Below are 25271 nucleotides of genomic sequence, written 5' to 3'. Positions count from 1 at the left end.
AAAATCTTTACCAAGCCTGCAAGGGTTCACCTTAGTTTTTTAAGTAAGCTTTACGTGATTCAAAGTTGAAAAAGATACCTTAGTTGTAAGGCTCCGGAAATCTTCAGTAGTGCCATTGAAAAACTACTTCATTTCCCACAAGTCTCCCTAAAAGACGCTTGTATCCTGTCATATCGCAGTTCACGTTCTTCACTTTGCAATGCATCATGGCCCTACCCAAAAAAAACTATCGTTTATCATCTGTCCTACTTGCTAGCTGTCTTGGGTTCAGCTTGATGAGTCCTGCCCAGGCTGGAGAACGGATTCGTTGGACTCCTGATAGCGATCGCGGCAGCGTCAACTCCACATTGTCAGGTGGACGACGAGGGACCACAGTCGTTAGCTGTCATGGGGGTGACAACGCCACTCAGTTAGCCCTGATGGTACCGGGCGATCAATCTAGACTGCTCACCACTAAGGCCAATCCCACCTTGGCATGGCATATCACCACCGCAACACCAGTTTCCATGACGTTCCATGTCTCGGACCCCGAGGTGGCCACCCCCATCTATTCTCAAACCATTACCCTAGAAAAAACCGCCCTCGTTAGTGCCACCATCCCTCAGGACCATAGTTTAACGACCAACAAGCAATATCGTTGGACAGTTTTTGTCTCCTGCCCAGGGGAACACGAAGCGGAAATTTCTGCTCGTAGTTTCGTTGAACGTGTAAATCGGGAATCCTTGGATGTAAATCATTTACCTAGTCTGGAGCAAGCCAGTAGCTACGCCAACCAAGGCATTTGGTATGACGCTATTACTGCACTACTAATGGCTAGAAGTCAGGGGGTTACCGATGCTGAAACCATGGTGCAAACATTGTTGGAGCAAGGGCAAAGTCCATCAGAGATAACCCTATCAGCGGTGGTCAGTCTCTAAACCAATGAGTGCAACCACCGTTCGCCAGAACACTGTGATAAAGTCATGCACGGATGGTACCCTTGGTCAAAACAGACACAATCAGAGATGTCTGGAGCACACTCTGGCAAAACCTCAGGAACCCTAGAGGTTTTGTCATTCTCACTAGTGTAATTGCTGCTAGCAGTATTTTGGCTATACGGTCCTTAGGTGGTTTACAACCGCTAGAACTCAGGGTCTTTGACAAAATGATGGCTCTGCGACCATTAGAACCTTCAGATCCTCGATTAGTCATTGTTGGTATCACAGATGCGGATATCGATAACTACCTGGACGCGGCAACTATTAATGACCAGACTATGGCTGATTTGATTCGCACAGTGCGCAGTCATCAACCAAGAGTCATTGGTCTCGATTTTTATCGAAACTTACCCAATGAACCTGGCACCAAAGACTTAGAAAAGGTTTTTGAGGAAACGCCAAATCTCATCGGCATTGAAAAAGTAATTGAGCATGAGAACGGCCATGCCATCCCTGGCAATCACGTTCTTAAAACTGCAGGCCAACTTGCAGCCAGCGATATTGTTGTTGATCGCGATGGTCGAGTCCGACGAGGGCTTTTATTTCCCAGCACAAACTCCCCTGATGTCCTGGAAGGTTTGGGATTACGGCTAGCATTAGACTATTTAGGCGGAGAGAAAATCCCGATTACGCCTGAGCCTGATTCATCGGTATTAACTCTCAATCAAGCACCCCTGTTGCCAGTGGAACGCCATACAGGGGGATATGTTGATGTCGATGCAGGGGGTTATCAACTATTACTCAACTTACGTCAACACAAACAAGCATTTGACGTTGTTTCTCTAAAGCAGGTCCTGGAAAATCAATTTCCACCTGAAATGATGCGCGATCGCATCGTTCTAATTGGCAACATGGCCTTGAGCGATGCTGATATTTTCTATACCGCTAGCCGTTACGAGAAAAATGAGGTGCCGATCCAATTTGGCGTGGAAATCCATGGTGAGATCGCTAGCCAAATTATCAGTTACATCCTCGATGGTCGAGCCCTAATCCATACCTGGCCCACCTGGCTAGAAAGTGCGTTAATCCTTGGCATTGCCATCGGTGGGGGCTATCTCACCCAAAGAGCCACTAAGTTCATGCAGCGGCTGACGTTTATCCCTGGGGCCAGCCTGTTAGTGCTGGTCGGCAGCTACGGCACCCTCAGTTGGACAGGACTGTGGCTTCCAGTAGTGCCTATGCTTTTGGGGTTATGGTTGGCGTCTGGCTTGGCCGGGGCCCACCGCATCAACCAGCTACAGATGCTCTCCGCCAATGACAAACTGACCGGATTGGCCAATCGTCGCACCTTTGATGAGAGTCTACAGCAAAGGTGGTTCAAAGCTCTCAAGGCACAACATCCGCTAACGCTGATCATTGGGGATGTAGACCACTTTAAAAAATATAATGATACCTACGGACATCCCCAGGGAGATGAATGCCTCAAACGGGTAGCCCAAGCTATCCGTACCTCCGTGAAATCGAAGGATGCCTTGATTGCTCGCTATGGTGGTGAAGAATTTGTCCTGCTATTACCGAATAAATCAGTAGAGGAAGGGATTGCGATCGCCCAGGCAATTCTAGCCAAGCTCGATACTTATGCATTACCCCATGACACCTCTGACACGGCTGACCATGTCACCATGAGTTTAGGCATTACTAGCCTGATCCCAAAACTTGAGATTCCCCCCAGCGCCCTTGTCGAAATGGCCGACTTAGGATTGTACGCAGCCAAAAAATCCGGTCGCAATCAAGTTCGCCTCCATCAGCTAGATACCCTGGATAAGATTCTTTAGCTGCTCCGGCAGTCGCCGTTAGGCTGAAACCTTCACAGCCTCCAGTAAACGAGAAAAGTAAAACTGTGACGCTGTAAATTCCTGACGATTGACTTCCCAACCGTTAGCTTTCAAAGCCTCACGAATTTCGGATTCACTGTGCAAGTAGGCCCGAGTCGCCTTACTGGGACCAGGGAAAAACTCACCAATCCGCTTCAGCATTATATAAAAAGGATTTTTGGGTGCGAAGCTTAAAATCAAACGATTTTCAGCTAAAGAACTCAGATGGGCAATCATGTCTCCAGCTTTCTCCTGGGGATAGTGAATCAGCACATCCAAGCAAATCACCGTGTGATAACGGCCATCCAGGGTCTCTAAATCCTGAGCGTCGAAGGTCAGAACAGCATCAGACGGCAAGAGCTCCTTAGCACGATAACTAGCTTCCTCGACCATCTTTTCAGAAATATCACTGGCCGAGACCTTGGCCCCCATGGCAGCAAGGGGAATACTCAAACTACCAACGCCACAGCCCGCATCACAAACGGTCAAACCCGCAGCATTACCATCTTGCTTAAACCAATAGAGCACATGATCGACAGTTTGCTGATGCCCTTCTCGAATATCGCGCTGCACCTTATTCACCTGGCCATCTCCATAGATGCGGCTCCAACGATCAAACCCTTGGGCGTTGAAATAGTCACGAACGATGGTCTTATCGTCAGTTGCACTCGTCATAGGTTCAGCCAGCAATCGTCAATAGGATTTCTCTACCGTCAGATCCTATTACGTTTTGCCCCCTTAAGACCTAGCCCCTAGGAAGTAATCGACCAGACCATGGGGCATCGGTCATAGGCATAGATCCCCATAATTCAACAGGATCAGCCATTATTCAGTCCGCTTGGAGTCTCTGCCAGCTCAAACTACTGCCCTGGACATGCCAACGAACCAGATTAGCCGTCTGCCCGAGAGCCAGCCTAGGCAAACCCACCGCCTGTCGAGGCACGTCTGTGGCCAACATAATGGCCTCATCCACGGTGCACAGACCCCAGTTGACCAAATTTTTAGCCCCCTCAAGCAGGGGGAATGTGGTGCCTGACAGCGTCCCATCCTGCAGACGAGCGGTGCCTTTGACCACCTCAATCTCACGGCTGTCCCAGGGGTAGGTGCCGTCGGGTAAACCTAAGGGGGCGAGGGCATCGCTGACGAGGAAAAGACCACCGCTGGTGCCGTCCTGGAACCGACCCCGGTTAATGCGTAAAAGCAGGTCTAGCATGGTAGGACACACATGCTGTCCGTCGGCAATCAGTCCAACAAATACTTGGGAATGGGTGAGGGCAGCCCCCAACAGACCTGGTTGCCGATGGTGCAACCCTGGCATGGCATTAAATGCATGGGTCACCATGGTAGCCCCTTGGGCAAACGCGTGCTGGGCCTCGGTGACGTTAGCGAGGGAATGCCCAAGACTGACGATGATATTGTGCGATCGCAACCACGGAATCACCTCAGCAGCGACCTCCATTTCTGGCGCTAGGGTGACGATTTTGACCGCATCCCCATAGGAACCCAGTAGCGCCTGGACTCGATCCAGCGACAGGGGCTGCACATATTCCTGGGGGTGTGCTCCACCCTTCATCGGATTCAGAAATGGCCCCTCCAAATGAGCCCCCAGCACGGTGGCATGATGGGGCTGATCATTGAACCCTTTGGCCCCATAGGCCTGGATCACAGCCAAACTGCGTTGGATCTGCTCAGGGTCTGCCGTCACCAACGTTGGGGTAAACGCATCGATCCCCTGTTCCCAAAGAAAACTGGCAGTTTTTTGCAGCTCTACCGGGTCACTCAAATCCGGAAATGCCAGCCCCAAGGCTCCATTAATTTGCAGGTCTACCCCCCCAAGAGATACCCAGTCTCCGTTTAAGTCAAATGCCTGTACCGCATTAGCAGCTACCTTAGCCATGGGCAATATAGACCGCAGCTGATTGCGCACCACCTCTAGGCAGTGAAGCCCTGGCATATGAGGTAGTCGTACATTAAGCAAAATTGCCATGGAGCCTTTACGTTCAAATATTTGTACAAATCATCCCATAGGAACCCGGTACGCTAACAATATCCACCCTGATCACGCCAGGGATGCCGTTTTACCATGCACAGCTATGACCTCTCCCCTTGTTGGCATCATCATGGGCAGCGATTCTGACCTACCCACCATGGAAGCCGCCATTATCGTTTGCGAAGACTTTGGCATTCCCCATGAAGTTGCCATTATCTCAGCTCACCGCACCCCTAATCGCATGGCAAACTATGCCCAAACCGCCATTGAGCGTGGACTAAAGGTGATTATTGCCGGAGCCGGCGGAGCTGCCCATCTCCCTGGCATGGTCGCCGCCCTCACCCCGCTACCCGTCATCGGTGTGCCGGTTCAAAGCCGTAGCCTACAGGGCATAGACTCCCTTTATTCAATCGTCCAAATGCCTGGTGGCATCCCTGTTGCCACCGTGGCCATTGGCAATGCAAAAAATGCTGGACTGCTAGCCGCCCAGATCCTAGCTACGTCGGATCCCAACCTGCTGCAACAGATCCAAGCCTATCGCCACGCCCTCGAAGAAAGCGTGCTGCAAAAACAAGACCAGCTGGACACCCTTGGCCCCCATCCTTACCTAAAAACAATGTTTCCATCCCAAAGCGACGACTCGACTCGACAAACGAAACCCCATCAAAATCTTTAGTTTCCATTAAAAAACCTCTGACTTTCAGTGTTTCCGCTCGCTTCAAAATATTAACTTTTGAAAAAAAAACAGAAATCTCCAGGCCTCAAACGCCTAATATCCCATTCACACGAATTAAGTGTGCTCTTCGATACAGAATGACTTGGCCGAAATTGGTGGAATCTATCTAATAGATATGCACAATGCATCCGTGCACGTAGGCCAATGGTTTATCCGTGTGGTGCGACCCTAAGTTAGTTCGCTGGTGAAATTCTTAGTATGTACTTAAGTATTCCCACTATCTGACATTGTCATATCACTCATCCAGAACCTATAGCCGGTCATTTAGTATCTTGAGCTGTCAAGGTCCCTCACACCAAAACTCCATTCCTTAGGCTTAGGTCTAGGAAAGTGAGTTTTAGTTGATTGGATTGTGTTGTAGGAACGTCTGTTGAGATGTCTAGTTTAAATTTCGACCGTAAGGTTAAGCGACGTAAGTCGTCTGTCTGGGATACCTATGCGCCCCCATTTGATCAAATGGTCAAGCGCTTTTTTGGCAGAAACTTTTCTTGGGCTTGGTTAGCGTGTATTCCCCTGGCACTGGTTATTGTTGCAACTTGGAATACAGCCGCCCATGCCCAGGATGAGGCCCTCACCCCTGAGAATGTGCAATTCGCGTTGGATAACGTATGGGTGCTGATTGCCGCCATCCTGGTTATTTTCATGAATGCTGGTTTTGGCATGTTAGAAACCGGCTTCTGCCGCCAGAAGAATGCGGTTAACATCCTTTCCAAGAATTTAATCGTATTTGCCCTAGCCACTTTGGCCTTCTGGGCCATTGGCTTTGGTCTCATGTTCAATGAAGCAACTCCGTTTATCGGTCTGGGCAACTTCTTTTTGTCCGGCTATTCTACCGATGGACCTGAGTTTGGTAACTTAACCATGCCTGTCTTCTTCCTATTCCAGGCAGCCTTTGCGGGTACAGCAGCGACTATTGTCTCTGGTGCAGTTGCAGAGCGCATCAAGTTTACTGACTTCATCATCTTTAGCATCTTGCTAACGGCGATTGCTTACCCTATTACTGGTCACTGGGTGTGGACCAGTGTTGGTTGGTTAGGCGGCCTTGGTTTCTCTGACTTTGCTGGGTCCACGGTCGTCCACTCCGTCGGTGGCTGGGCTGCCCTCTGTGGTGCCGCTATTCTAGGCCCCCGGATCGGCAAATACCAAGACGGCCAAATCAATGCTATTCCTGGCCACAATATGAGTATTGCCACCTTGGGCTGTCTTATTCTGTGGATTGGCTGGTTTGGGTTCAACCCTGGTTCTCAGCTAGCGGCTGATGCGGCTGTGCCTTATATTGCAGTGACCACTAACCTAGCGGCAGCCGCTGGGGGTGTATCGGCAACCTTAACCGCCTGGATCATGAGCGGTAAGCCTGACCTGTCCATGATTATCAACGGTATCTTGGCTGGTCTGGTGGGCGTCACCGCTGGCTGTGCTGGCGTTGGTTTCTTGGGTGCCGTCATTATTGGTCTGGTAGCTGGTGTACTGGTGGTCTTCGCCGTGGGCTTCTTTGACAGCATCAAGATTGATGACCCCGTGGGTGCGATTTCCGTACACTTAGTCAATGGTATTTGGGGAACCTTAGCCGTTGGTCTGTTTAATACTGAAACAGGTCTGTTCTACGGTGGCGGCATTGGCCAGCTGATTTCCCAAATCATTGGTATTGTCGCTGTCGGTCTGTTCACTGTCGTGTTCAGTGCCATCGTTTGGACAATCCTCAAGTCTGCTTCTGGTCTCCGGGTTTCTGCCGAAGAAGAGCTCAAGGGCTTGGATATTGGTGAGCACGGCATGGAAGCTTATAGTGGTTTCCTCAAGGACACTAGCGATATGGGTGGAGTTGCTTAGGTCACTAAGTTACTTTAATGCTTTAGGTCCTTAGGGATTAATCAAGACTATTCCCTAAGCCTATGGGCTTCAAATCCTTAGGGATTAATCAAGACTATTCCCTAAGCCTATGGGCTTCAAATCCTTAGGGATTAATCAAGACTATTCCCTAAGCCTATGGGCTTCAAAGGTGGGTGATTTCTGTTTGGAAGTCACCCACCTTTGCTGTATGGCCTTCACTTTAACCACAGGAAAGTGAAGGCCGTCACCCTCTCTACCATGAACTACTCATTGCTTTCCCCTAAGCTTAGTTACAATTCCCCTGCAGCTCCGATAGGCACTGATAAGGTTAGGAGCAGTTGGTTAGATGGTTCTAACATCAATCCCACAATCAGTAGGGCATATCAGTAGGGTGAATGGGCAATCCCGCTTCAGTTCTTGATCAGTTACTTGCGGTCTTACCACCACTAAGACCACAAATGTATTTCAAAACATCGCTGACGGCCCTATCCCATGCGATGGAGGATCAGGTATTGGCAGGAAACGACTGCCCCCTGATGATTGCCAGTTTTCAGCAGGAGCGATTTTATCGGCAAGAGGCCCATCGCTATCTGCGTCTAGCTGATATTACGTCCCAACTTTATGTGCTGGCAGCGGCTGATACTAGGTTTGCGGATGGGGCAGCTAGCCACGAAACGGTTCCCTTTGACCCCAAAGATGCCCTAGTAGATGAATGGCATCTGGTGGTTTTAGGACAAGATTACACCGCCTGTTTGATCTGCCGCGAGCATAGCCCAAGCACTCTCAAACCAAAGGTTTTAACGGGGACTCCCGCTCTAGACCAGAGTCGCCGCTTTGAAGGTATTTGGACGTTGGACCGTCATGTGTGCGAACAGGCGGCCTATATTTTGTTGCAGCGGATTGCTCAATACCGGCCAGATCTGAAGGATAAAGTTACCCAGGCCCAGGCTGATTTTTTGCCCGATGCTGTACGCCAAGGGATATCTAGTCGCGCAGAAATTACGGAGTCCTATCCGTTTGCTCAGCGGCTAGTGACCTATGTGCAAGCCAGCCAATATAAGCTGCTCAAAGCCTACAAAGCCATGGCTGCTCAAGAAAATCGTGAGCGGCTGATCAACTCGATTACGGCGGCTATTCGCCAGTCGTTAAATCCGACCGAGGTGTTTGCGATCGCAACCCATGAACTTGGCCAGGAAATCGCCCCCTGTCGCTGCATTATTTATCGCAGTAGCCACGCCACCAGTGTTGAAATTCAGTACGAATTTCGCCAGCCTAACGTGCCATCCCTCAAAGGCAAGTCCTGGCCCCTGTCGGATAATCCCCTATTTCAATCCGTTAACAACCAGCGGCAATCTGTCATATACCTTTGTGACCCTGACACAGGAGAACAAGCTGACCCCATCGGCGATACCTCCGCTGTGCAGGCACTCTTTGACCAATGGGACATCAGCGGCTGCTTGCTCGTCCCCCTGATTTACCAGGAACGCCTGCTGGGAATGATTGAGCTACATCAATGTAAATCATCAGCCCCCCAGGGCACTTCGCCCCCCCATGCCTGGAGTCGGCACGACATTAGCCTAGTGGAAGCCGTGGCCGCCCAACTGAGCGTGGCCGTCATACAAGCTGAATCCTATGCCAATTTAGAAAACTTGAATCAGCAACTGGCAGCCCTAGAGCAAACTCGCAGCAACCTCATCGCCATCACGGGGCATGAGTTACGCACCCCCCTCTCGACCATTCGAGTTTGCTTAGAAAGCCTATTGACAGAGCCAGACATGCCAGAAGACATGCGACAGGTGATGTTACAAACCGCCATGGAAGATTCTGACCGCATGCAAAAACTGGTACAGGACTTTCTCACCCTTTCACGCTTAGAAAGTGGTCGCATTGAGTGGAATTTAGAGTCCCTATCCCTGCAGGAATGTGTCGCCCTTGCCCTCAGTAGTCGTCGTTCTAAGCGTAATTGCTCCAACATCACGATCGATATCGCGGACGCATTGCCATTAATTCGAGGAGATGGGGAATGGATCGTGGAGGTCCTGACAAAACTGCTAGATAACGCCTGTAAATTTACCGAACCCAACGGCACCATCTCCATCCAGGCAAGGGTTAAGGACAATGCTCAGGTGGAAGTTTCCGTCAACGATAGTGGACGGGGAATTGAACCGGAACGTCTCGAAACCGTCTTCGAACGGTTTTATCAAGAAGAAGGTGCACTCCGCCGTTCCGTAGGTGGCACGGGTCTAGGACTGGCCATTTGTCGTCAAATTGTCGAAGCCCAAGGGGGCAAAATTTGGGCCATGTCCGAAGGTAAAGCCCAAGGAACACAGATCCACTTTACCCTGCCCATTGCGGTGCAACAATCTAATCGCAGGACCAAAAATCATCCAGGGCCAAAATCAAGACGGGCTAAGCAAACTCTGAAGAATTAGCTAATCTAGATCACTCATCTAGGTTCATTAGTCGTTAATTAGTCGCACTGGGTAGTGGTTGACCAAACGTCAAGGGTTCAGGTTGTTGGGTTTGCGTAATTGTGCGCCGAGCTGCAGGCTGTTGAATAGTCTCAAAGGTTCGCTCCGAGTTATCCTCAGCCACTGGAGTCTCCACCAAGGAGAGTTCAACTGGAGCTAACCCAGTTATGACAGGTTGTTCAGGTACTAGCTGCTCAGGCACCGGCTGCTCAGGTACAGACTGTTCAGACGCAGCAAGTGCGGCCACAGGCACAGATTCGGCTACAGGCACAGATTCGGCCACCGTAGAGATATCTGTGGGATTCCCAGAGTCTGCAGACACAGCGGCAACAACTGGGATCTCCTCAAGAGCCGGGACAACCTCCACGGCTGTAACAGGTGGAATCTCTTCAGAGGCAATCTCTGCAGGGACAATCTCTACAGGGGTAATCTCTGCAGGAGCAACCTCTCCAGGAACAATCTCTTCAGGGGCAATCTCTTCAAGCCCGTCTCCAGGCTCAGTCACCTCCAAAACAGCAATATCTGGCACTGCAATATCTGGCAACGCATTCTCGGGTCCTGAAGGGTTGGGTAGTTCTGTGACATCAGATGTCTCCGGTTCTACTCTGGCACTAATATCTGGCAAACTAGTCCGATTATTGTCTAGAACTGTAGCCACTGCTGGTGTCTCAGGTTGGTCGAATGCAGGTTGCTCGGCCTCGGGTTGCTCCAATTCTGGCACAGTCATGGGAGGGAGATCTGGAGCCGTTGCGATCGCAGTCGTTCCCCCAGCCCCATCAACCGCTAAGTCCTCTAGAGGCGGCACAGAAACCACCGCAGTTGCGATCGCAGTCGTTCCCCCAGACCCATCAACCGCTAAGTCCTCTAGAGGCGGCACAGAAACCACCGCACCAGAAGCATCAGGATCATAGGGGTCAATGGGCAATGCTGTAGTGGGCTGTTGTCCAGATGGCTGTAAATTAGCAGCCGACAGACTCAATCCCTGGCTAGAACTCGGTTCTGTTGTAGGTGTCGTGGAGGAAACTGCCACCGCCGTGTCACCCTCAGCAATCAGAGGCCGAAAACGCCAATGTCGCATACCATCGCGGTCATCAAACTGAATATCGGCCTGGTCAGGGGATAACACGATATCCGGGCTCAACTCAATCACCACCCTCACCTGGTCTGGAGTATATTGGGCCACCCGAATCGTTTGTACCGCACCATTGTAAATTTGCTCTGGCTCAATCGTTCCGACTTCCGTACCTGGGATATCGAGCACCAGACGAGGAGGCTCCGATAGCAAAAAGAACTGGGGAAACACCTCATCCGACAAAGAAAAGGTCAGCTCACTCGTGGCCGCATCAAAGGCCCAGTTATTCAGCTCCTCTGCCCAAGCTGGTGAAACAGCTAGCATGAGGGTAGCCAGACTGCCCCCAAAACCCTGACAAAAAAAGCGACTGAACTCCATAGGCCTGACCCGCAGCTATGAAACGACATGATTAGAGGTTAAAGCATAAGACAATTTGTCAAGAATGACCCGTATTTTTGATAAAAATTCCCCACCCATTGTCGATCCATCAGCCATGATGGGTGGAAGTTGGACGTTAGTTATCAGCCATTAGGTCCAAACAACTAACGTCTGAGTAACTAATTTAAGGCTACCGACTTCCCCCCATCCCCACTAAAGGAAAACCAACCCCATGGAAATGCATGAGCTGCTAACCCTTGTTTTACTATTGAGCCCTGGTTTATTACTCTCTGCCCTAGTGATGACCGCCATGTCATTTGGTGGTTAGCCCCCACAATGGATCTAAAGCGAGGTATTTGCCATGGTGATGGTTGAGTCCACAATGCTGGCCCTTGGCACCCAGGCCCCAGCATTTGTATTAACGGATGTGGTTTCGGGTGACACGGTTACCCTCGAGACATTCGCAGACCGTAAGGCACTGCTAATCATGTTTATTTGTGTGCACTGTCCCTTTGTGAAGCATGTGGAGCAGGAACTCGCCAAAATCGGCCAGGACTATCTAGCTCACGGTTTAGGCATCCTGGCCATTAGCTCTAACAGCATTGCCACCCATCCCCAGGACGCGCCCGAACACATGCGAACCCAGGCCAAAACCCAAGGGTTTGAGTTTCCCTATGGCTATGACGAAACCCAAGCGATCGCAAAAGCCTACACCGCCGCCTGTACCCCCGATTTCTTCCTCTTTGATGCACACCTGACCCTGGCCTACCGAGGACAGCTGGATGACAGCCGCCCTGGCAATGGTAAACCGGTCACTGGCAAAGACCTACGGGCCGCCATTGACGCCGTTTTGGCTGGTCAGCCCATGACCATGCCCCAGGTCCCCAGTATTGGTTGCAACATCAAGTGGGTTCCAGGTCAGGCTCCGAATTATTTCGGTCCTTAGGTACGGCCATTAGGTTAACGGCCGTGGAGTTAAACCATCAACCATCAGGTCAAACCATCAAATGGGCCCTGGGGTTAAAGGATTCAATGGCGCGAAGTTTTTCATACAGTTCAGACTCCTGATCGCTGAGGAGTTTCGGCACAGCAATCTCGATTTCAACAATTTGATCGCCGCGTTCTTCGGTAATGCGGCCATAGCCTTTACCAGCCAACCGTAACTTGCGGCCCGACTGAATTCCAGCTGGAATCGTCATTTGTACGGGACCATCCAAGGTGGGGACTGTGACCGCCCCCCCTAGCACCGCTTCACTGGGGGTAATGGGCAAATAACACACCACATCCCGCCCCTGAACCTGTAAAAAGCGATGGGGCTCCACAACAATATTGAGATAAAGATCGCCACCGTTGATACCCTGACCCTTCAGCCGAATCCGCTGCCCCGTCACCATGCCAGGGGGCATCTCGACTTCCAGTGCCCGTCCATCTTCCAGGCGGACCCGCTCAGCTCCCCCCTGAAACGCTCGCTCTAGGGGTACCTGCAGCGAAGCCTCCGCATCACGACGCTGGGGGTGATTCTGGTTTTGGTTGATAGGTTGTTTTTTGAAGGGTTTGGGCGGTTGGGGAGAAGTGGGTGGTGGCTTAGGCACCCCCTGGCGATTGAGTAACTGATCCACAAAGTGGTTGAAGTCTTCTAAATCGCGATAGTCCGCCTCAGACTTTTGCTGCAGCCAGTAGCGGCGATAGTCATCGTACTGGACCTTGCGATCGCTATCCGACAGCATTTCATAGGCTTCATTTAGAGCCTTAAAGCGCTCCTCTGCCTCCTGATCACCAGGATTTAGATCGGGATGAAACTGTCGAGCAAGTCTACGATAGGCCTGTTTGATGGCAGGGGCGTCAGCAGTCTGAGCGATACCGAGAATCTCATAGTAGTCTCGAAAATTTTGCATAGCTAGATCTGCGACTTACCAGCGCTCGTCCTGGTCGCCCCAATCGTCATCGTTATAACGCGGTGGATCGTTAGGGGTGCGGCCAGGATTTGCCGAGTCTCCCTGGGGTGGAGCTTTAGCCGCTTCACTGGGTTGATCTGCCCAGGGATCGTCATCCACAGAGACATTGGCGGTGGAGGCATTGGCGGTCCAACGATTGCCGCTAGTATCTCCAGGAGGCACGCTAGCTGGATAGGGATTGGCGGTGGGTGAAGAGGGGTATCCGGCATTGGGCGGAGCATACCGACCTGGGTCAGGACCACCCCCCCAGGCTGAATTCTCAGCTGGTGTCTCCTGCCGATAGTTATCTTGCGGGTACTGGTCTCGCGGGTATTGGCCTTGCTGATAACGCTCAGACTCATAAGATTGGCGGGGAGCATTAGCACCTTGACCATAGCCCGCCGGTTGATTCTGAGGGTAGGCATCTTGAGAGTAGTTCCGCTGCCCAGGGTCACGACCCGGAGCACGGGATGGAGGACGGTCCCCGTAGGCCTGATCGGACGGAGGGGGAGACTGCCAATTATCTGGTTTTTGCGACGGTGGAGTACCAGCGCCTCCTACAGGGTCCCTGGGGGCCGACTGCCAACCACCAGACTGTCGGTCTTGATTGCGAGGGAACACAGGGCGATCAGGATTTTGGGTACGACCCTGATCCCAATCTGGTTCACTGCCTGATGCCTTGTAATCACCCTGACCATAGGGCTGATTGCCATAGGCTTGCCTCTCGTTTGGCCGATTACTTTGACGATTGTCTGGGTTGTAACGGCCTTGACCTTGGCCATATTCACTTTGGCCATATTCACTTTGGCCGTATCCACTTTGGCCATAGCTATCTTGGCCTTGGCCTTGACCATATCCACTTTGGCCATAGCTACCTTGGTCGTAACTATCTTGACTGCTACGATCTTGACCATTGCGACTGGGTTCACTCCACGATTGATCGTAGTCAGCTTTTTGACCATAGGCGTTCTGGCCGTAATTGTCCCTCGGGGCATCGTAGCCACGGCCTTGATTCTGACCATAGCCACCACCATCAGAGCCACTGCCATAGCCACCGCGTTGGGCATCGTATCGCTGATTCCCAGCGCCACCAGCACCGCCAGCGCCTGCTGGTGGACGGTTCCAGCTATCGTCCCAATCATCCCAGCCGCTGCGGTTATCCCGGCGGCCAGCAGACCAACTGGGGCTATCCCACTGGCTTTGTTGTTGGCCATTCCAGCCGTAGTCACGACGACTATAATCGTCGTCATCTTCAAAGGCTTTTTTGATGGTGTCGCCGATCTGGGTAAAGATATTGCCTGAGTCGTTATCGGCGTCGTATAGGTAGGCTTCGCGATTTAGTTCGTATAGTTCATCCTGCAGCTCGGATTGAATCATGTCGATCATGCGCTCATCTTCGCGCTTGAGGGCATCGCGCAAGTCTTGAATCAGGTTGTCAATACGGCGTTTGCGATCGCGCGCAAATTGCAGCCCAAAGTCAATAGAAACGCTCCGCATGGCACGCTCCGCCTGAAAGGTAAGCGTTTCAGACCGGTTCCGCTTTTCAATCCGCTCCCGCTGTCCCCGATCCACATCGGCAAATTCCTCTGCTTCCCGCAGCATAGCCTGCACATCGTCCTCAGAGAGGTTCGAGGCTTCTTGCACCGTAATGCTCTGCTCGCGGCCCGTGGTTTTATCCATGGCCGAAACCTGCAAAATACCGTTGGCATCGATGTCAAAGGACACCTGCACCTGGGGAATACCGCGCGGAGCGGGGGGAATGCCCATCAGCTTAAACCGGCCGAGGGATTTGTTATCCACCCCCATTTCTCGCTCACCCTGGAGGACATGAACCTCAACAATGGTCTGATTATTTTCAGAGGTGGAAAACACATCGGAGCGTCGTACTGGAATGGTGGTGTTGCGGGGAATCACCTTTTTCATTACACCGCCGATGGTCTCCAAACCAAGGGAGAGGGGAGTGACATCCAGCAGCATAATGTCCTTGACTTCATCGGTCAGGATGCCAGCCTGGATCGCTGCCCCTACCCCCACTGCCTCGTCGGGGTTTACATTCTGGCTAGGTTCTTTACTCAGCATGGACCGCACCAGCTGCTGCACCATGGGCATACGACTAGAGCCGCCCACCAGCACCACCTCATCAATTTGGGAGGGGGATAGGCGAGCGTCATTCATAGCCTGTTGTAACGGTGACCTCAGACGACCAATTAGATCGGCACAGAGGGTTTCAAATTGCGATCGCGATAGCTTTTTCTCAATGTGCTTGGGGCCATCGGCGGTAGCCGTAATAAACGGCAGGTTGATCTCCACCGTAGGCAAACCAGAAAGCTCTACCTTGGCCTTCTCAGCAGCTTCCGTCAGTCGCTGTAGGGCCTGTCTATCCCGGCGCAGATCCACCCCTTCCGTTTCCAAAAATTCATCGGCCAACCAGTCAACGATTTTTTTGTCAAAGTTCACCCCACCCAGCTGGGTATCCCCACTGGTGGACTTAACCTCAAACACCCCGTTGCGCACATCCAAGATAGACACATCAAAGGTGCCACCGCCTAGATCAAACACCAGAATCGTTTGGTTAAACTGATGCTCCAAACCATAGGCTAAGGCCGCCGCCGTCGGCTCATTGATAATCCGCTTCACCTCTAGGCCAGCGATGCGTCCAGCATCTCGGGTCGCCTGGCGTTGAGCATCGTTAAAGTAAGCAGGTACCGTGATCACCGCCCCGGTAACCGGCTGCCCCATATAGCGACTGGCCTCTTCTGCCAGTTTCCGCAGCACCATGGCTGAAATTTCTTCCGGGGCAAAGTCCCGATCCAACCGAGGGCAACGGATTTTAATATTTCCCTCCTCGTCTTTGCGCACGGTATAGGGCACACGCTTGGAGTCGGAGCTGAGTTCCGTATATTTACGCCCCAGATAACGTTTGACGTTATAAAAGGTGTTTTGGGGATTAAGCACGGCCTGCCGACGGGCCATCTGACCCACCAAGCGCTCTCCCTCTTTGCTAAATGCCACCACAGAAGGGGTGGTGCGCATCCCCTCCATATTGGCAATGACCACCGGTTTGCCACCTTCGATGACTGAGACAACTGAGTTGGTAGTACCGAGGTCAATACCGACGACCTTTCCCATCCGCTAGGTTTCTCCCACTGCGCCTGTAGAGGCAATAATCGCCATCTACACAATTAATCACATATATAGTAGCTACTAAGTAGTCTAAGCCACTATTGTGTTGCGGCTTAACCACATGTACACATCATCATAATGGTCTGGTTAGGACAGGCTTGTCTATTCCAGAGAACCGTCTATAACTTGTTCGAATTCTCTGATAGTATGGAATTCGCAAGCGGATGTGGCGGAATTGGTAGACGCGCTAGGTTTAGGTTCTAGTGTCTTCGTGACGTGAAGGTTCAAGTCCTTTCATCCGCATTAAACCCCCGGTTTCTGGAATAGAAGCCGGGGGTTTTCAGTTTTTCTGAGTTTTTTCCAGCTGCAACCATTTATAGCAAACGTCCTAATGCATTAGGACGTTTGCGCGTCGCATTGGTGGTGCAGCTTAACGCCTTCAAGGAATATGAATTGTCCTAACCAATGTGACCAAAGCTATATAAAAACTGGTCGACTGGGGTTGGTTGCAAATTCTGTAACCCAGCGCAGCCGGCTCAAGCCCTTGTCCATACTGGGGCCAAGAACCCCATGAAAGAGCAAGTGAAACCATGGCAAAGTCCATCAGATCCGGTCTAGTAGTCCTTATGGCATTGGCTAGTTTGGCTAGCTGTGCTGCCGCTAACGAGTTCAGCGATGATATCAGTGCTAAAGTCGCGGCTCCTGCGGAGTCGACGGAAGTAGCCGGATCGGCCAATATTTTAGTCAGTCAGGACGCAGCTCCTGCTGCGGAGCCAGAGGGTGTTGCAGAAGCAGACGGCAGCTCCGCAAACATTAGCAGTCCGGTAGAACCTCCCAACACCCCAGCTGTGACTGCTGGTCAACCGCAATTAATTAAGCAGGCTCAACTTAACCTGGTGGTCGATTCCATTGATGACAGCCTCAAGAGTGCCTCACAACTTATTCGGGCTCAACAGGGGGATATTTTGGATCTGCAAGACAATCAGATTGAAACCATACAGCGCACCGCCTACCTGCGGATTCGAGTGCCCCAGGCAAATTTAGATCCCCTGCTTGCCGCCCTGGGGGAACTGGGCACGGTGCAGCAGCAGGGCCTGAGTGCCGAAGATGTATCCACCCAAATTGTTGATGCCCAAGCGCGGCTGCGGAACCTGCGGAAGTCGGAGGAGTCGTTGCTGAAAATTATGGAACGCTCCGGGGAAATTTCCCATGTATTGGAGGTTTCACGGGAGCTAGGGCAAGTGCGAGAACAGATCGAGCAAATTGATGCTCGTGTGCAAAATCTGCAAACCCAAGTGCGTTACTCCACGATCGATTTAACCCTGGCGGCCGCTGTCGCCTCCCAGCCTATGGGGCGGCCCCTAGGTGAAACCATTGGTGCCACATGGGGTGAAGCCACTCAGTCGGTGGGGGATCTGACGGTGGGATTAATGCAGCTCGGGGTGTGGTTGCTGGCCTACAGTCCTTACTTGTTGATCGTGGCCATTGCCGGTGTCCTGGGTTATCGCAGCCTGCGGCGCAGGCCCAGCGCTTAGGCCAGTTTGTAATAGTCCTTGTACCAGGCAACAAAACATTCGATGCCCACTTCTAGGGGAGTGCTGGGGGCAAAGCCCACATCAGCGGTCAGGTCGGCAACGTCTGCATAGGTTGCCGTCACATCCCCCGGCTGCATGGGCAGCATTTCTTTGATGGCCGTTTTACCCATGGCCTGTTCGATAATTTCGATAAAGCGCATCAGCTCTACGGGGCTATGGTTGCCGATGTTATAGAGCTTGTAGGGGGCAGCGGTATTAAAGTTTTCATCCTGCAGGGGGTTGGGTAAATGCCGCATGGCCCGCACCACCCCTTCGACGACGTCGTCAATGTAGGTGAAGTCGCGCTGCATTTTGCCGTGGTTGTAGACCTGGATCGGTCGGTCGTTTGCGATCGCATCCACAAACTTAAAGTAGGCCATATCCGGTCGACCCCAAGGACCATAGACCGTAAAAAATCGCAGCCCCGTCGTGGGCAAATCATATAAGTGACTATAGGAATGAGCCATTAACTCATTGGCCTTTTTCGTCGCCGCATAGAGCGACACCGGATGATCCACATTATCAGTGGTGGCAAAAGGCACCTGGCGGTTGGCCCCATAGACAGAACTGGAAGATGCATAGACCAAATGCTGCACCCCACTGTGGCGGCATCCTTCCAAAATGTGAATAAACCCGGCTAAGTTACTATCCGCATAGGCATAGGGATTTTTGAGAGAATAGCGCACACCCGCTTGAGCAGCCAGATGAATCACCCGATCAAACGATTGCTCTTGAAATAGGGCATCCATCTGGTCCCGATCGGCCAAGTCCAAGGATAAAAACGAAAACCCAGGGTGGGGCAACAGTTGCTCCAGCCGACCCTGCTTAAGGGACACATCATAATAGTCATTGAGGTTATCAATGCCCCATACAACATCCCCATCAGCCAACAGCCGCTGCGCCACAAAATAACCAATAAACCCAGCTACACCTGTTACCAAGACATTCATATACGACTCAAGTGCCTCAAACGTACCCATATAAGGGTATCTTTCCCCTGACCATAGCAAATATGAACCGAATTTCAACTACAGGCAAAATCCCCCAGCATGAATAGGTAAGAGAGGTGCCAAAATATCAGCCTCAAGTCTGAGACTCAAGGCAGGATAACTTCAGAAACTTTTCTAAAGATTTAGAACTCGTCCTGATAAAAGCGATTTCGGAAAACAAAATAGTTTCTAATTTTTTGCATAATTTTTATCCTGATCAAGCATATGGTTTCACTAGGCCACGTAGACCAGTGCTAGGCCGATTACAAGGCTTTTATAGCCCCAGTCAGCCTCGCCATAAGCCCTGATAGAAAGGCATCATCCCCTTCATTTAAAAGTATCTCCATCCCCCCAACCGCATCTTTTTTTGAAGAGGAAACAACTGTTCTACATCAGTGCTAGGATTGCCAAAGAACAAATGTGAAAGAAGTAAGAAGGACGTAGTTACAAATGCAAGAAATTGACAAGTTAATATCCTTTGATGGGCGGGATATTCGACTTAAAGTGGGTCTTTTGGCACCCCAGGCAGGCGGTGCAGTCCTAATTGAATCTGGAGAAACCGCTGTATTAGTGACTGCCACCCAATCTACCCCACGCGCTGGCATCGATTTTCTGCCATTGCTAGTGGATTACGAAGAGCGACTCTACGCAGCTGGTCGTATTCCGGGTGGATTTTTACGCCGAGAAGGACGTCCCCCCGAACGGGCGACCTTAGTGAGCCGACTGATCGACCGACCGATGCGTCCCCTCTTCCCAGCCTGGATGCGGAACGATATTCAAATCGTCGCCACCACCCTCTCCATGGATCATGATGTCCCGCCGGATGTCCTAGCCGCCACGGGGGCTTCCATTGCCACCCTGCTAGCTAAGATCCCATTTTACGGTCCCATGGCAGCAGTACGGGTGGGCTTAATCGGCGATGACTTCATCATCAACCCTACCTATAAAGAAATTGAAGATGGGGATTTGGATTTGATCGTCGCCGGGTCTCCCGACGGTGTGATCATGATTGAAGCGGGGGCTAACCAGCTGCCTGAGCAAGACATTATTGAAGCCATTGACTTTGGTTATGAAGTCGTCCGGGACATTATCCAAGCCCAGAAAGATCTGATGGCTGAGCTGGGAATTGAGCCTGTGATCCTGCCCCTGCCAGAAGAAGATCCTACCCTGGCTGACTTTTTGGCCGATAAAGCGACCGATGGCATCAAAGCTGTTTTGCAGCAGTTTGAACTGGCTAAGCCCGAACGAGATGAAAAACTCGATGCTCTCAAAGCTGAAATTGGCGTCCAGATCGCTGAGCTGGCTGAAGACGACCCCATTAGCATCGCCGTGGCTGAAGATAGCAAAGCCTTTGGCAATGCCTATAAGTCTTTGACCAAAAAGCTGATGCGCGCCCAAATCCTGGAAGAGGGTGTGCGGGTAGATGGTCGCAAGCTCGACCAAGTCAGACCCATTAGCTGTCGCACCCAAGTGTTACCGAACCGTGTCCATGGCACAGGTCTGTTCAATCGGGGTTTGACTCAAGTGATGTCTGTGGTTACCCTGGGTACCCCAGGCGATGCGCAAATGACGGACGATCTGCATCCAGACGATGAAAAGCGCTATTTGCACCACTACAATTTCCCTCCCTACTCGGTCGGAGAAACTCGCCCCATGCGTTCACCAGGGCGTAGGGAAGTGGGCCATGGAGCCTTAGCAGAGCGCGCTCTGCTGCCTGTGTTGCCCTCCATGGCTGACTTTCCCTATGTCATCCGGGTTGTGTCCGAGGTGCTGTCCTCCAATGGGTCCACATCCATGGGTTCAGTCTGTGGCTCCACCCTGTCCCTGATGGATGCGGGGGTCCCCCTGAGTAAACCCGTGAGCGGCGCAGCCATGGGCTTGATCAAGGAAGGTGACGAAGTCCGGATTCTCACCGACATCCAAGGGATTGAAGACTTCCTTGGAGATATGGACTTTAAGGTTGCCGGTACTGACAGTGGCATTACAGCCCTGCAGATGGATATGAAAATCACCGGCCTGCCCATGGAAACCATCGCCGAAGCCATCAATCAGGCTAGGCCCGCCAGGCTACATATCCTTTCCAAAATGATGGAGGCGATCAACTCGCCGAGGGCAGAGCTGTCTCCCTATGCCCCTAGATTACTCACCTTCAAGATCAATCCCGAGATGATCGGCATGGTGATTGGCCCTGGTGGTAAGCAAATCAAGAGCATTACCGAGGAAACGGGTGCCAAGGTAGATATTGCCGACGACGGTACGATCACTGTTTCGTCCATTGACGGAGCAGCGGCTGAACGGGCCCAAGCCCTGATCGAGGCCATCACGTTCAAACCCTCCGCTGGGGATGTGTATGTGGGTAAGGTCACCCGGATTATTCCCATCGGGGCGTTTGTGGAGTACCGCCCTGGCAAAGAAGGGATGATCCACATCTCGCAGTTGGCCGACTACCGCGTCAACAAAGTTGAGGATGAAGTCAACCTGGGCGAGGAAGTGTTGATTAAAATTCGGGAGATCGATGGTCGAGGCCGGGTCAATCTGACTCGTCTCAACATTCACCCGGATGAAGCGGCCAAGGCGCGAGAAGCGGCAGGCCTCCCCCCTGAGTAGACGAAATAAAGGTAAATTGCTGATTTGACTTGAGTTTGGTAGACGCTGCAGATGGCTGCAGCGTCTATTTTTTTGCTGACTCTATTTGCACTGGGTTAAGGTTTCTCGGTAGGATGCTGGATGCACTGTCGCGAGCGAAATGAAACATCCGTGCGAAGAATTGTTATCGCTGGTAATTGGAAGATGCATAAAACCCAGGCAGACAGCTTGGAGTTTTTAACTGGGTTTTTGCCTCAGCTGGAGGCCACCCCTGAGCATCGAGAAATTATTCTATGTTCTCCCTTTACATGCCTAGCTTCACTATCTAAAACCCTCCATGGATCACGGGTGATGGTTGGGGCGCAGAATGTCCATTGGGAGTCATCTGGTGCCTACACCGGGGAAATCTCTGGAGAAATGCTGACAGAGATTGGTGTGCGCTATGTCATCGTCGGCCATAGTGAACGACGGGAGTATTTTGGGGATACGGATGAAACCGTAAACTTGCGGCTAAAAGCCGCCCAAGCCGAAGGCCTCACCCCGATTCTCTGTGTTGGAGAAACCAAGCAGCAGCGGGATGCGGGGGAAACGGAAACCCATGTGGTCAATCAGATCAAGCGGGGTTTAGTCGGTGTCGACCAAAGTAAATTAATTATTGCCTACGAGCCGATCTGGGCGATTGGCACTGGGGATACCTGTGCTTCGGAGGAAGCTAACCGGGTGTGTTGGTTAATTCGTTCTCAGTTGGCGAATAAAAACGTGCCGATCCAGTATGGTGGCTCCGTTAAGCCGACTAATATGGATGAAATCATGGCTCAGCCTGAAATTGATGGGGCCCTGGTAGGTGGTGCAAGCCTAGAAGCCGATGACTTTGCCCGCCTTGTTAACTACCAGTAAGCCACTACCAGTAAGTTCCGACAGGCGGCTGTTAAGAATCGAGCAGGCTGGGCTGGAGTGATTTGGGCGGGGTGCTGTCCTTTGGGGCATCCTCACGCACGCAGTAATGGGCGTGGACGTAGATGCGATCGCGACCTTGCTGTTTAGCATGATAAAGCGCTAAATCCGCTGCCTGTATTAGATCCTGGGAATTGAGCTGGGGCTGGGGGACCACCGTGGCAATACCCATGGTCAGGGTAACGGTGCCACTCACATCGGAGGTGTCATGGGGCAGGGCGGCCTTCGCCAGCTGCTGCTGAATCGCCAGGGCCACCTGGTGCCCACCTTCCGTATGGGTATTGGGCAAAACCACGGCAAATTCTTCGCCGCCGTAGCGGGCAATCAAGTCCGCTGGCCGACGAGTGCATTGCCTGAGCACATCACTGACCTGGGCTAGGCAAATATCCCCTGTGGGGTGACCATAGGAATCGTTATACCGTTTGAAATAATCGATATCACAAAGGATTAGAGTAAGGGGCTGCTGCTCCCGCGCTAGGCGTTGCCATTCGGCAGCTAAATAGCGATCAAACTGGCGACGATTGGCTAGCCCCGTGAGGCTATCGGTCAGTGCCAGGGCTTGGAGTTCTTGCTTTTCCTGTTTGAGTTTTTCATGGCGCAGACTGTGATCAAGGGCGATGGCAACTTCATCCACCAATATCTGCGCCTGGTCCTGCTGCATTAAGGACCACCGACTAGCTGGATCTTTCCGGCCGATGACTACCAGTCCCCAGGGCTCACCTCCATTGCCCCCCTGCCGCTGGTGAACATCCATGAGCGGAGCATCCATCAAATGGTGCCCATCTATTTGATGGACATGCATCAAATAGATGGGCACCAATAGCCAAGCACCCGGATATTGGCTCAACCAATCTTGGCACATGGGTACCTGCTCCAGCGTTTGCCCATCCACCGCAATTGGGCATGATTGGCCCTGCTCTACAACCGCCGTCTCTAGTTCCAGGTATGTCTTCAACGCGGCCGAGGAATCCATCACCATGGGATGTAAAGACGCATCACCCCATTGACGCAAACTAGGACCGTTGCCCAGGACAAACACCCAATCCGCCTTAAAAAAGTCCAGCAGTTCCTGCACAGCAACCCGATGGATATGGTGGGCATCTAACACTCGCCGAATCCGCTGAATGGTTTCCCGTAAGCGAATTTGCTGCTGTAACAGCTGCTGCAACTGCTGAACATTGTCCAGATTGTGATCAGAGTTGGGACAATCCGCCATCCTAAGGGAGGGTACAAAAATTTGACTCAATTTTTCTTGAATGGGAGAAGCAGGCTGAGCCTCGGTCTGAGCGACAAGCCCAGAGGGCTCTAAGCTAGAAAATAGTAGCTGGGTAAATTTGTGATTCAAAGATGTGTTGTAGTACATAAAGAATGCCCAGGAACCAAAGAAGTCCAAGCAGCGACAACACTCGTCAACTCTTACTGGCCTTGATGCGTCATGTATTCGCAGGAGGTGCCAATAACATCCCCAGGGCTGATCCAATACATTTGAGCAAAGAGCCTAGAGCAAGTTAGACATATCAGCATTTAGAGGAACACATCGCCTAAATCGTGCATTTAAAGCGCTCAAACTGATAATGAGGGAGAACCATAATTAGATCCCAGGAACCACACAACTCTGAAAGCTCAGCTATTAATACAGAAGATACAAAGTAGATACAGAAGATACAGAGTAGATACAGGGAAATTTGCCTATTTTCAGTAAACACCCATTAACACGATAGGGGTGCCCATTGGATACACCCTAGCAACATCATGGCCTTACAAGTATTAATCTCAACTCCATGAACTCCTATCGTAGAAAGACTGAAATCCTCTGCCATGGCATTAGCTGACACCATCGCTAGAGCCCTAAACCCTTACCAGGCATGACATTACCTAGACAAAATGCCTACCCTGAACAAGGGGCTTTTAATAAAGATAAGTTGAGAATTGTAAATATTTTTGAAGCTGGCGATTAGCGTCTGTATGTTTGTACGGTTAAATTCACGGGAAAGCTAAGTGATTCCTGAAGCCTTGAGGGAATCAAGGCTCGCTGTAGCTAGTACCTCGCTTTTAGAGGTGCAAAAAGTGCTCCAGCCCTGTCACTAACGAAGGGGGCCAACGACGTACATGCTGCACCCAGTCTAGATCGGCATAGCGCCGATCTAGACCACGAGCTGCAGCCCACTGGCTTTCGGCTTCTCCGCGATGGCCCGTTTCCCATAGCACTGCGGTCAGGGCAGCCCGCACATCCGCATAGTTGGGATACTTGCGCGCTAGGCTTTTCAGCACCTGCAGTGAGCGCCCCTGGTCGCCCACCTCAAACAGGGCTATGCCGTAGTTGGCATAGCCTAAGGAAAAACTGGGCTGAATGGTAATTGACTGCTCATAGTCCTTCAGGGCAGCGTTCCAGTCTCCCTGACCACCCTTAGCGTTACCCCGATTGTTATAGGCCGCTGGATCATTGGGGGATAGTTTCAGGACTCGGTTGTAGTCATCAATGGCCGCTTGCCAATTGCCTGCAGCTTCATAGGCAGCCCCCCGATTGAGATAGGCATTCGGCTGCAGTGGGTCCAGGGAAATCGCCTGGGCGTAGTCGCTGATGGCCCCTTCAATTTTGTTTTGGCTCACTCGCACGTTGCCCCGGTTACTCCATAGGGCTGGCTCCTCGGGCAAGGCCTCCAGAAGTTGGGTCCACACAGCTTCAGCCAAATCAAATTTGCCCTTACTGGTGAGTTCAAAGGCCTGTTTGCGGAGACTGCCAATGTCAGGTGGGCTATCGGCTGTGGCGGGTAATGATAGGGATGTGCATCCTAGCCATAGGCCCAGAACAACCGCCAAAAACCAGCGCATAGTATACCAATGAA

17 protein-coding genes and 1 tRNA gene are annotated in these 25271 nt (G+C 51.7%); 10 read left to right on the top strand and 8 right to left on the bottom strand.

Features of this window, described 5'->3' with window-relative positions; translation table 11 throughout:
* Window positions 1–275: 275 nt before the first annotated feature.
* Together VB741_RS17395 and VB741_RS17390 are read left to right on the top strand one after the other, a co-directional pair.
* Window positions 276–917 carry a DUF928 domain-containing protein gene (locus tag VB741_RS17395; RefSeq protein ID WP_323366456.1) on the top strand — a complete coding sequence of 214 codons (642 nt, stop codon included), beginning with the start codon at window positions 276–278 and terminating at the stop codon, window positions 915–917.
* 53 nt (window positions 918–970) lie between these two features.
* Complete coding sequence (locus tag VB741_RS17390; RefSeq protein WP_323366455.1) at window positions 971–2752, top strand: CHASE2 domain-containing protein; 1782 nt, start codon at window positions 971–973, stop codon at window positions 2750–2752.
* 18 nt (window positions 2753–2770) lie between these two features.
* Here VB741_RS17390 and bchM read toward each other — a convergent pair whose 3' ends face one another.
* Together bchM and nagA are read right to left on the bottom strand one after the other, a co-directional pair.
* A complete protein-coding gene (bchM, locus tag VB741_RS17385; RefSeq protein WP_323366454.1) occupies window positions 2771–3466 on the bottom strand; it encodes a magnesium protoporphyrin IX methyltransferase in 696 nt (231 codons plus the stop codon).
* Window positions 3467–3620: 154 nt separating this feature from the next.
* Entirely contained in the window at window positions 3621–4778 is a 1158-nt protein-coding gene (gene nagA / locus VB741_RS17380; RefSeq protein WP_323366453.1) for an N-acetylglucosamine-6-phosphate deacetylase, read from the bottom strand.
* 106 nt (window positions 4779–4884) lie between these two features.
* On the opposite strand from nagA, the gene purE reads away from it, so the two are divergent.
* From purE to VB741_RS17365, 3 genes are all read left to right on the top strand, one after another.
* Window positions 4885–5457: a 5-(carboxyamino)imidazole ribonucleotide mutase gene (gene purE / locus VB741_RS17375; protein ID WP_323366452.1), complete on the top strand. Its 573-nt coding sequence runs from the start codon at window positions 4885–4887 to the stop codon at window positions 5455–5457.
* A gap of 435 nt (window positions 5458–5892) precedes the next feature.
* Window positions 5893–7344 (top strand): ammonium transporter, encoded by a 1452-nt coding sequence (locus VB741_RS17370; RefSeq protein ID WP_323366451.1) that lies wholly within the window; start codon window positions 5893–5895, stop codon window positions 7342–7344.
* A gap of 395 nt (window positions 7345–7739) precedes the next feature.
* Complete coding sequence (locus VB741_RS17365) at window positions 7740–9776, top strand: DICT sensory domain-containing protein (protein WP_323366450.1); 2037 nt, start codon at window positions 7740–7742, stop codon at window positions 9774–9776.
* 34 nt (window positions 9777–9810) lie between these two features.
* On the opposite strand, the gene VB741_RS17360 is transcribed toward VB741_RS17365, so the two are convergent.
* Entirely contained in the window at window positions 9811–11211 is a 1401-nt protein-coding gene (locus VB741_RS17360) for an AMIN domain-containing protein (RefSeq protein WP_323366449.1), read from the bottom strand.
* A 415-nt stretch (window positions 11212–11626) separates the two neighbouring features.
* On the opposite strand from VB741_RS17360, the gene VB741_RS17355 reads away from it, so the two are divergent.
* Window positions 11627–12211: a thioredoxin family protein gene (locus VB741_RS17355; protein ID WP_323366448.1), complete on the top strand. Its 585-nt coding sequence runs from the start codon at window positions 11627–11629 to the stop codon at window positions 12209–12211.
* A 49-nt stretch (window positions 12212–12260) separates the two neighbouring features.
* Here the strand turns inward: VB741_RS17355 and VB741_RS17350 are convergent, their stop codons facing one another.
* Together VB741_RS17350 and dnaK are read right to left on the bottom strand one after the other, a co-directional pair.
* Window positions 12261–13160: a DnaJ C-terminal domain-containing protein gene (locus VB741_RS17350; protein WP_323366447.1), complete on the bottom strand. Its 900-nt coding sequence runs from the start codon at window positions 13158–13160 to the stop codon at window positions 12261–12263.
* Window positions 13161–13175: 15 nt separating this feature from the next.
* Window positions 13176–16328, bottom strand: a complete 3153-nt coding sequence (gene dnaK / locus VB741_RS17345) for a molecular chaperone DnaK (protein ID WP_323366446.1) — start codon at window positions 16326–16328, stop codon at window positions 13176–13178.
* A 214-nt stretch (window positions 16329–16542) separates the two neighbouring features.
* On the opposite strand from dnaK, the gene VB741_RS17340 reads away from it, so the two are divergent.
* Together VB741_RS17340 and VB741_RS17335 are read left to right on the top strand one after the other, a co-directional pair.
* A tRNA-Leu gene (locus VB741_RS17340) sits at window positions 16543–16625 on the top strand.
* Between the two features lie 287 nt (window positions 16626–16912).
* A complete protein-coding gene (locus VB741_RS17335; protein WP_323366445.1) occupies window positions 16913–17857 on the top strand; it encodes a DUF4349 domain-containing protein in 945 nt (314 codons plus the stop codon).
* On the opposite strand, the gene VB741_RS17330 is transcribed toward VB741_RS17335, so the two are convergent.
* Window positions 17854–18846, bottom strand: a complete 993-nt coding sequence (locus VB741_RS17330; protein ID WP_442786384.1) for an NAD-dependent epimerase — start codon at window positions 18844–18846, stop codon at window positions 17854–17856. The genes VB741_RS17335 and VB741_RS17330 overlap by 4 nt on opposite strands.
* A gap of 489 nt (window positions 18847–19335) precedes the next feature.
* Here VB741_RS17330 and VB741_RS17325 point away from each other — a divergent pair, with 489 nt between their 5' ends.
* Both VB741_RS17325 and tpiA read left to right on the top strand, forming a co-directional pair.
* Window positions 19336–21492: a polyribonucleotide nucleotidyltransferase gene (locus VB741_RS17325; RefSeq protein ID WP_323366443.1), complete on the top strand. Its 2157-nt coding sequence runs from the start codon at window positions 19336–19338 to the stop codon at window positions 21490–21492.
* A 150-nt stretch (window positions 21493–21642) separates the two neighbouring features.
* The gene (tpiA, locus tag VB741_RS17320) at window positions 21643–22368 is read left to right on the top strand and encodes a triose-phosphate isomerase (protein WP_323366442.1); all 726 of its coding nucleotides are present in this window, start codon (window positions 21643–21645) and stop codon (window positions 22366–22368) included.
* A 31-nt stretch (window positions 22369–22399) separates the two neighbouring features.
* Here tpiA and VB741_RS17315 read toward each other — a convergent pair whose 3' ends face one another.
* Both VB741_RS17315 and VB741_RS17310 read right to left on the bottom strand, forming a co-directional pair.
* Entirely contained in the window at window positions 22400–23788 is a 1389-nt protein-coding gene (locus tag VB741_RS17315; RefSeq protein WP_323366441.1) for a GGDEF domain-containing protein, read from the bottom strand.
* A 689-nt stretch (window positions 23789–24477) separates the two neighbouring features.
* Window positions 24478–25257 (bottom strand): tetratricopeptide repeat protein, encoded by a 780-nt coding sequence (locus VB741_RS17310; RefSeq protein ID WP_323366440.1) that lies wholly within the window; start codon window positions 25255–25257, stop codon window positions 24478–24480.
* Window positions 25258–25271: the final 14 nt, after the last annotated feature.

The sequence above is a fragment of the Leptothoe sp. PORK10 BA2 genome (genome assembly GCF_034932105.1).
GTDB lineage: Bacteria > Cyanobacteriota > Cyanobacteriia > Phormidesmidales > Phormidesmidaceae > Leptothoe.
Note: the sequence above shows the minus strand (reverse complement) of the source record. Positions and strands in the feature narration are given on the sequence as shown.

What these genes read in the sequence shown, in the direction of transcription:
- VB741_RS17395 (WP_323366456.1), top strand. Translation starts at nt 276, where the DNA reads ATGAGTCCTGCCCAGGCTGGAGAACGGATTCGTTGGACTCCTGATAGC.
- VB741_RS17390 (WP_323366455.1), top strand. Translation starts at nt 971, where the DNA reads ATGGTACCCTTGGTCAAAACAGACACAATCAGAGATGTCTGGAGCACA.
- bchM (WP_323366454.1), bottom strand. Translation starts at nt 3,466, where the DNA reads ATGACGAGTGCAACTGACGATAAGACCATCGTTCGTGACTATTTCAAC.
- nagA (WP_323366453.1), bottom strand. Translation starts at nt 4,778, where the DNA reads ATGGCAATTTTGCTTAATGTACGACTACCTCATATGCCAGGGCTTCAC.
- purE (WP_323366452.1), top strand. Translation starts at nt 4,885, where the DNA reads ATGACCTCTCCCCTTGTTGGCATCATCATGGGCAGCGATTCTGACCTA.
- VB741_RS17370 (WP_323366451.1), top strand. Translation starts at nt 5,893, where the DNA reads ATGTCTAGTTTAAATTTCGACCGTAAGGTTAAGCGACGTAAGTCGTCT.
- VB741_RS17365 (WP_323366450.1), top strand. Translation starts at nt 7,740, where the DNA reads ATGGGCAATCCCGCTTCAGTTCTTGATCAGTTACTTGCGGTCTTACCA.
- VB741_RS17360 (WP_323366449.1), bottom strand. Translation starts at nt 11,211, where the DNA reads ATGCTAGCTGTTTCACCAGCTTGGGCAGAGGAGCTGAATAACTGGGCC.
- VB741_RS17355 (WP_323366448.1), top strand. Translation starts at nt 11,627, where the DNA reads ATGGTGATGGTTGAGTCCACAATGCTGGCCCTTGGCACCCAGGCCCCA.
- VB741_RS17350 (WP_323366447.1), bottom strand. Translation starts at nt 13,160, where the DNA reads ATGCAAAATTTTCGAGACTACTATGAGATTCTCGGTATCGCTCAGACT.
- dnaK (WP_323366446.1), bottom strand. Translation starts at nt 16,328, where the DNA reads ATGGGAAAGGTCGTCGGTATTGACCTCGGTACTACCAACTCAGTTGTC.
- VB741_RS17335 (WP_323366445.1), top strand. Translation starts at nt 16,913, where the DNA reads ATGGCAAAGTCCATCAGATCCGGTCTAGTAGTCCTTATGGCATTGGCT.
- VB741_RS17330 (WP_442786384.1), bottom strand. Translation starts at nt 18,846, where the DNA reads ATGAATGTCTTGGTAACAGGTGTAGCTGGGTTTATTGGTTATTTTGTG.
- VB741_RS17325 (WP_323366443.1), top strand. Translation starts at nt 19,336, where the DNA reads ATGCAAGAAATTGACAAGTTAATATCCTTTGATGGGCGGGATATTCGA.
- VB741_RS17315 (WP_323366441.1), bottom strand. Translation starts at nt 23,788, where the DNA reads ATGTACTACAACACATCTTTGAATCACAAATTTACCCAGCTACTATTT.
- VB741_RS17310 (WP_323366440.1), bottom strand. Translation starts at nt 25,257, where the DNA reads ATGCGCTGGTTTTTGGCGGTTGTTCTGGGCCTATGGCTAGGATGCACA.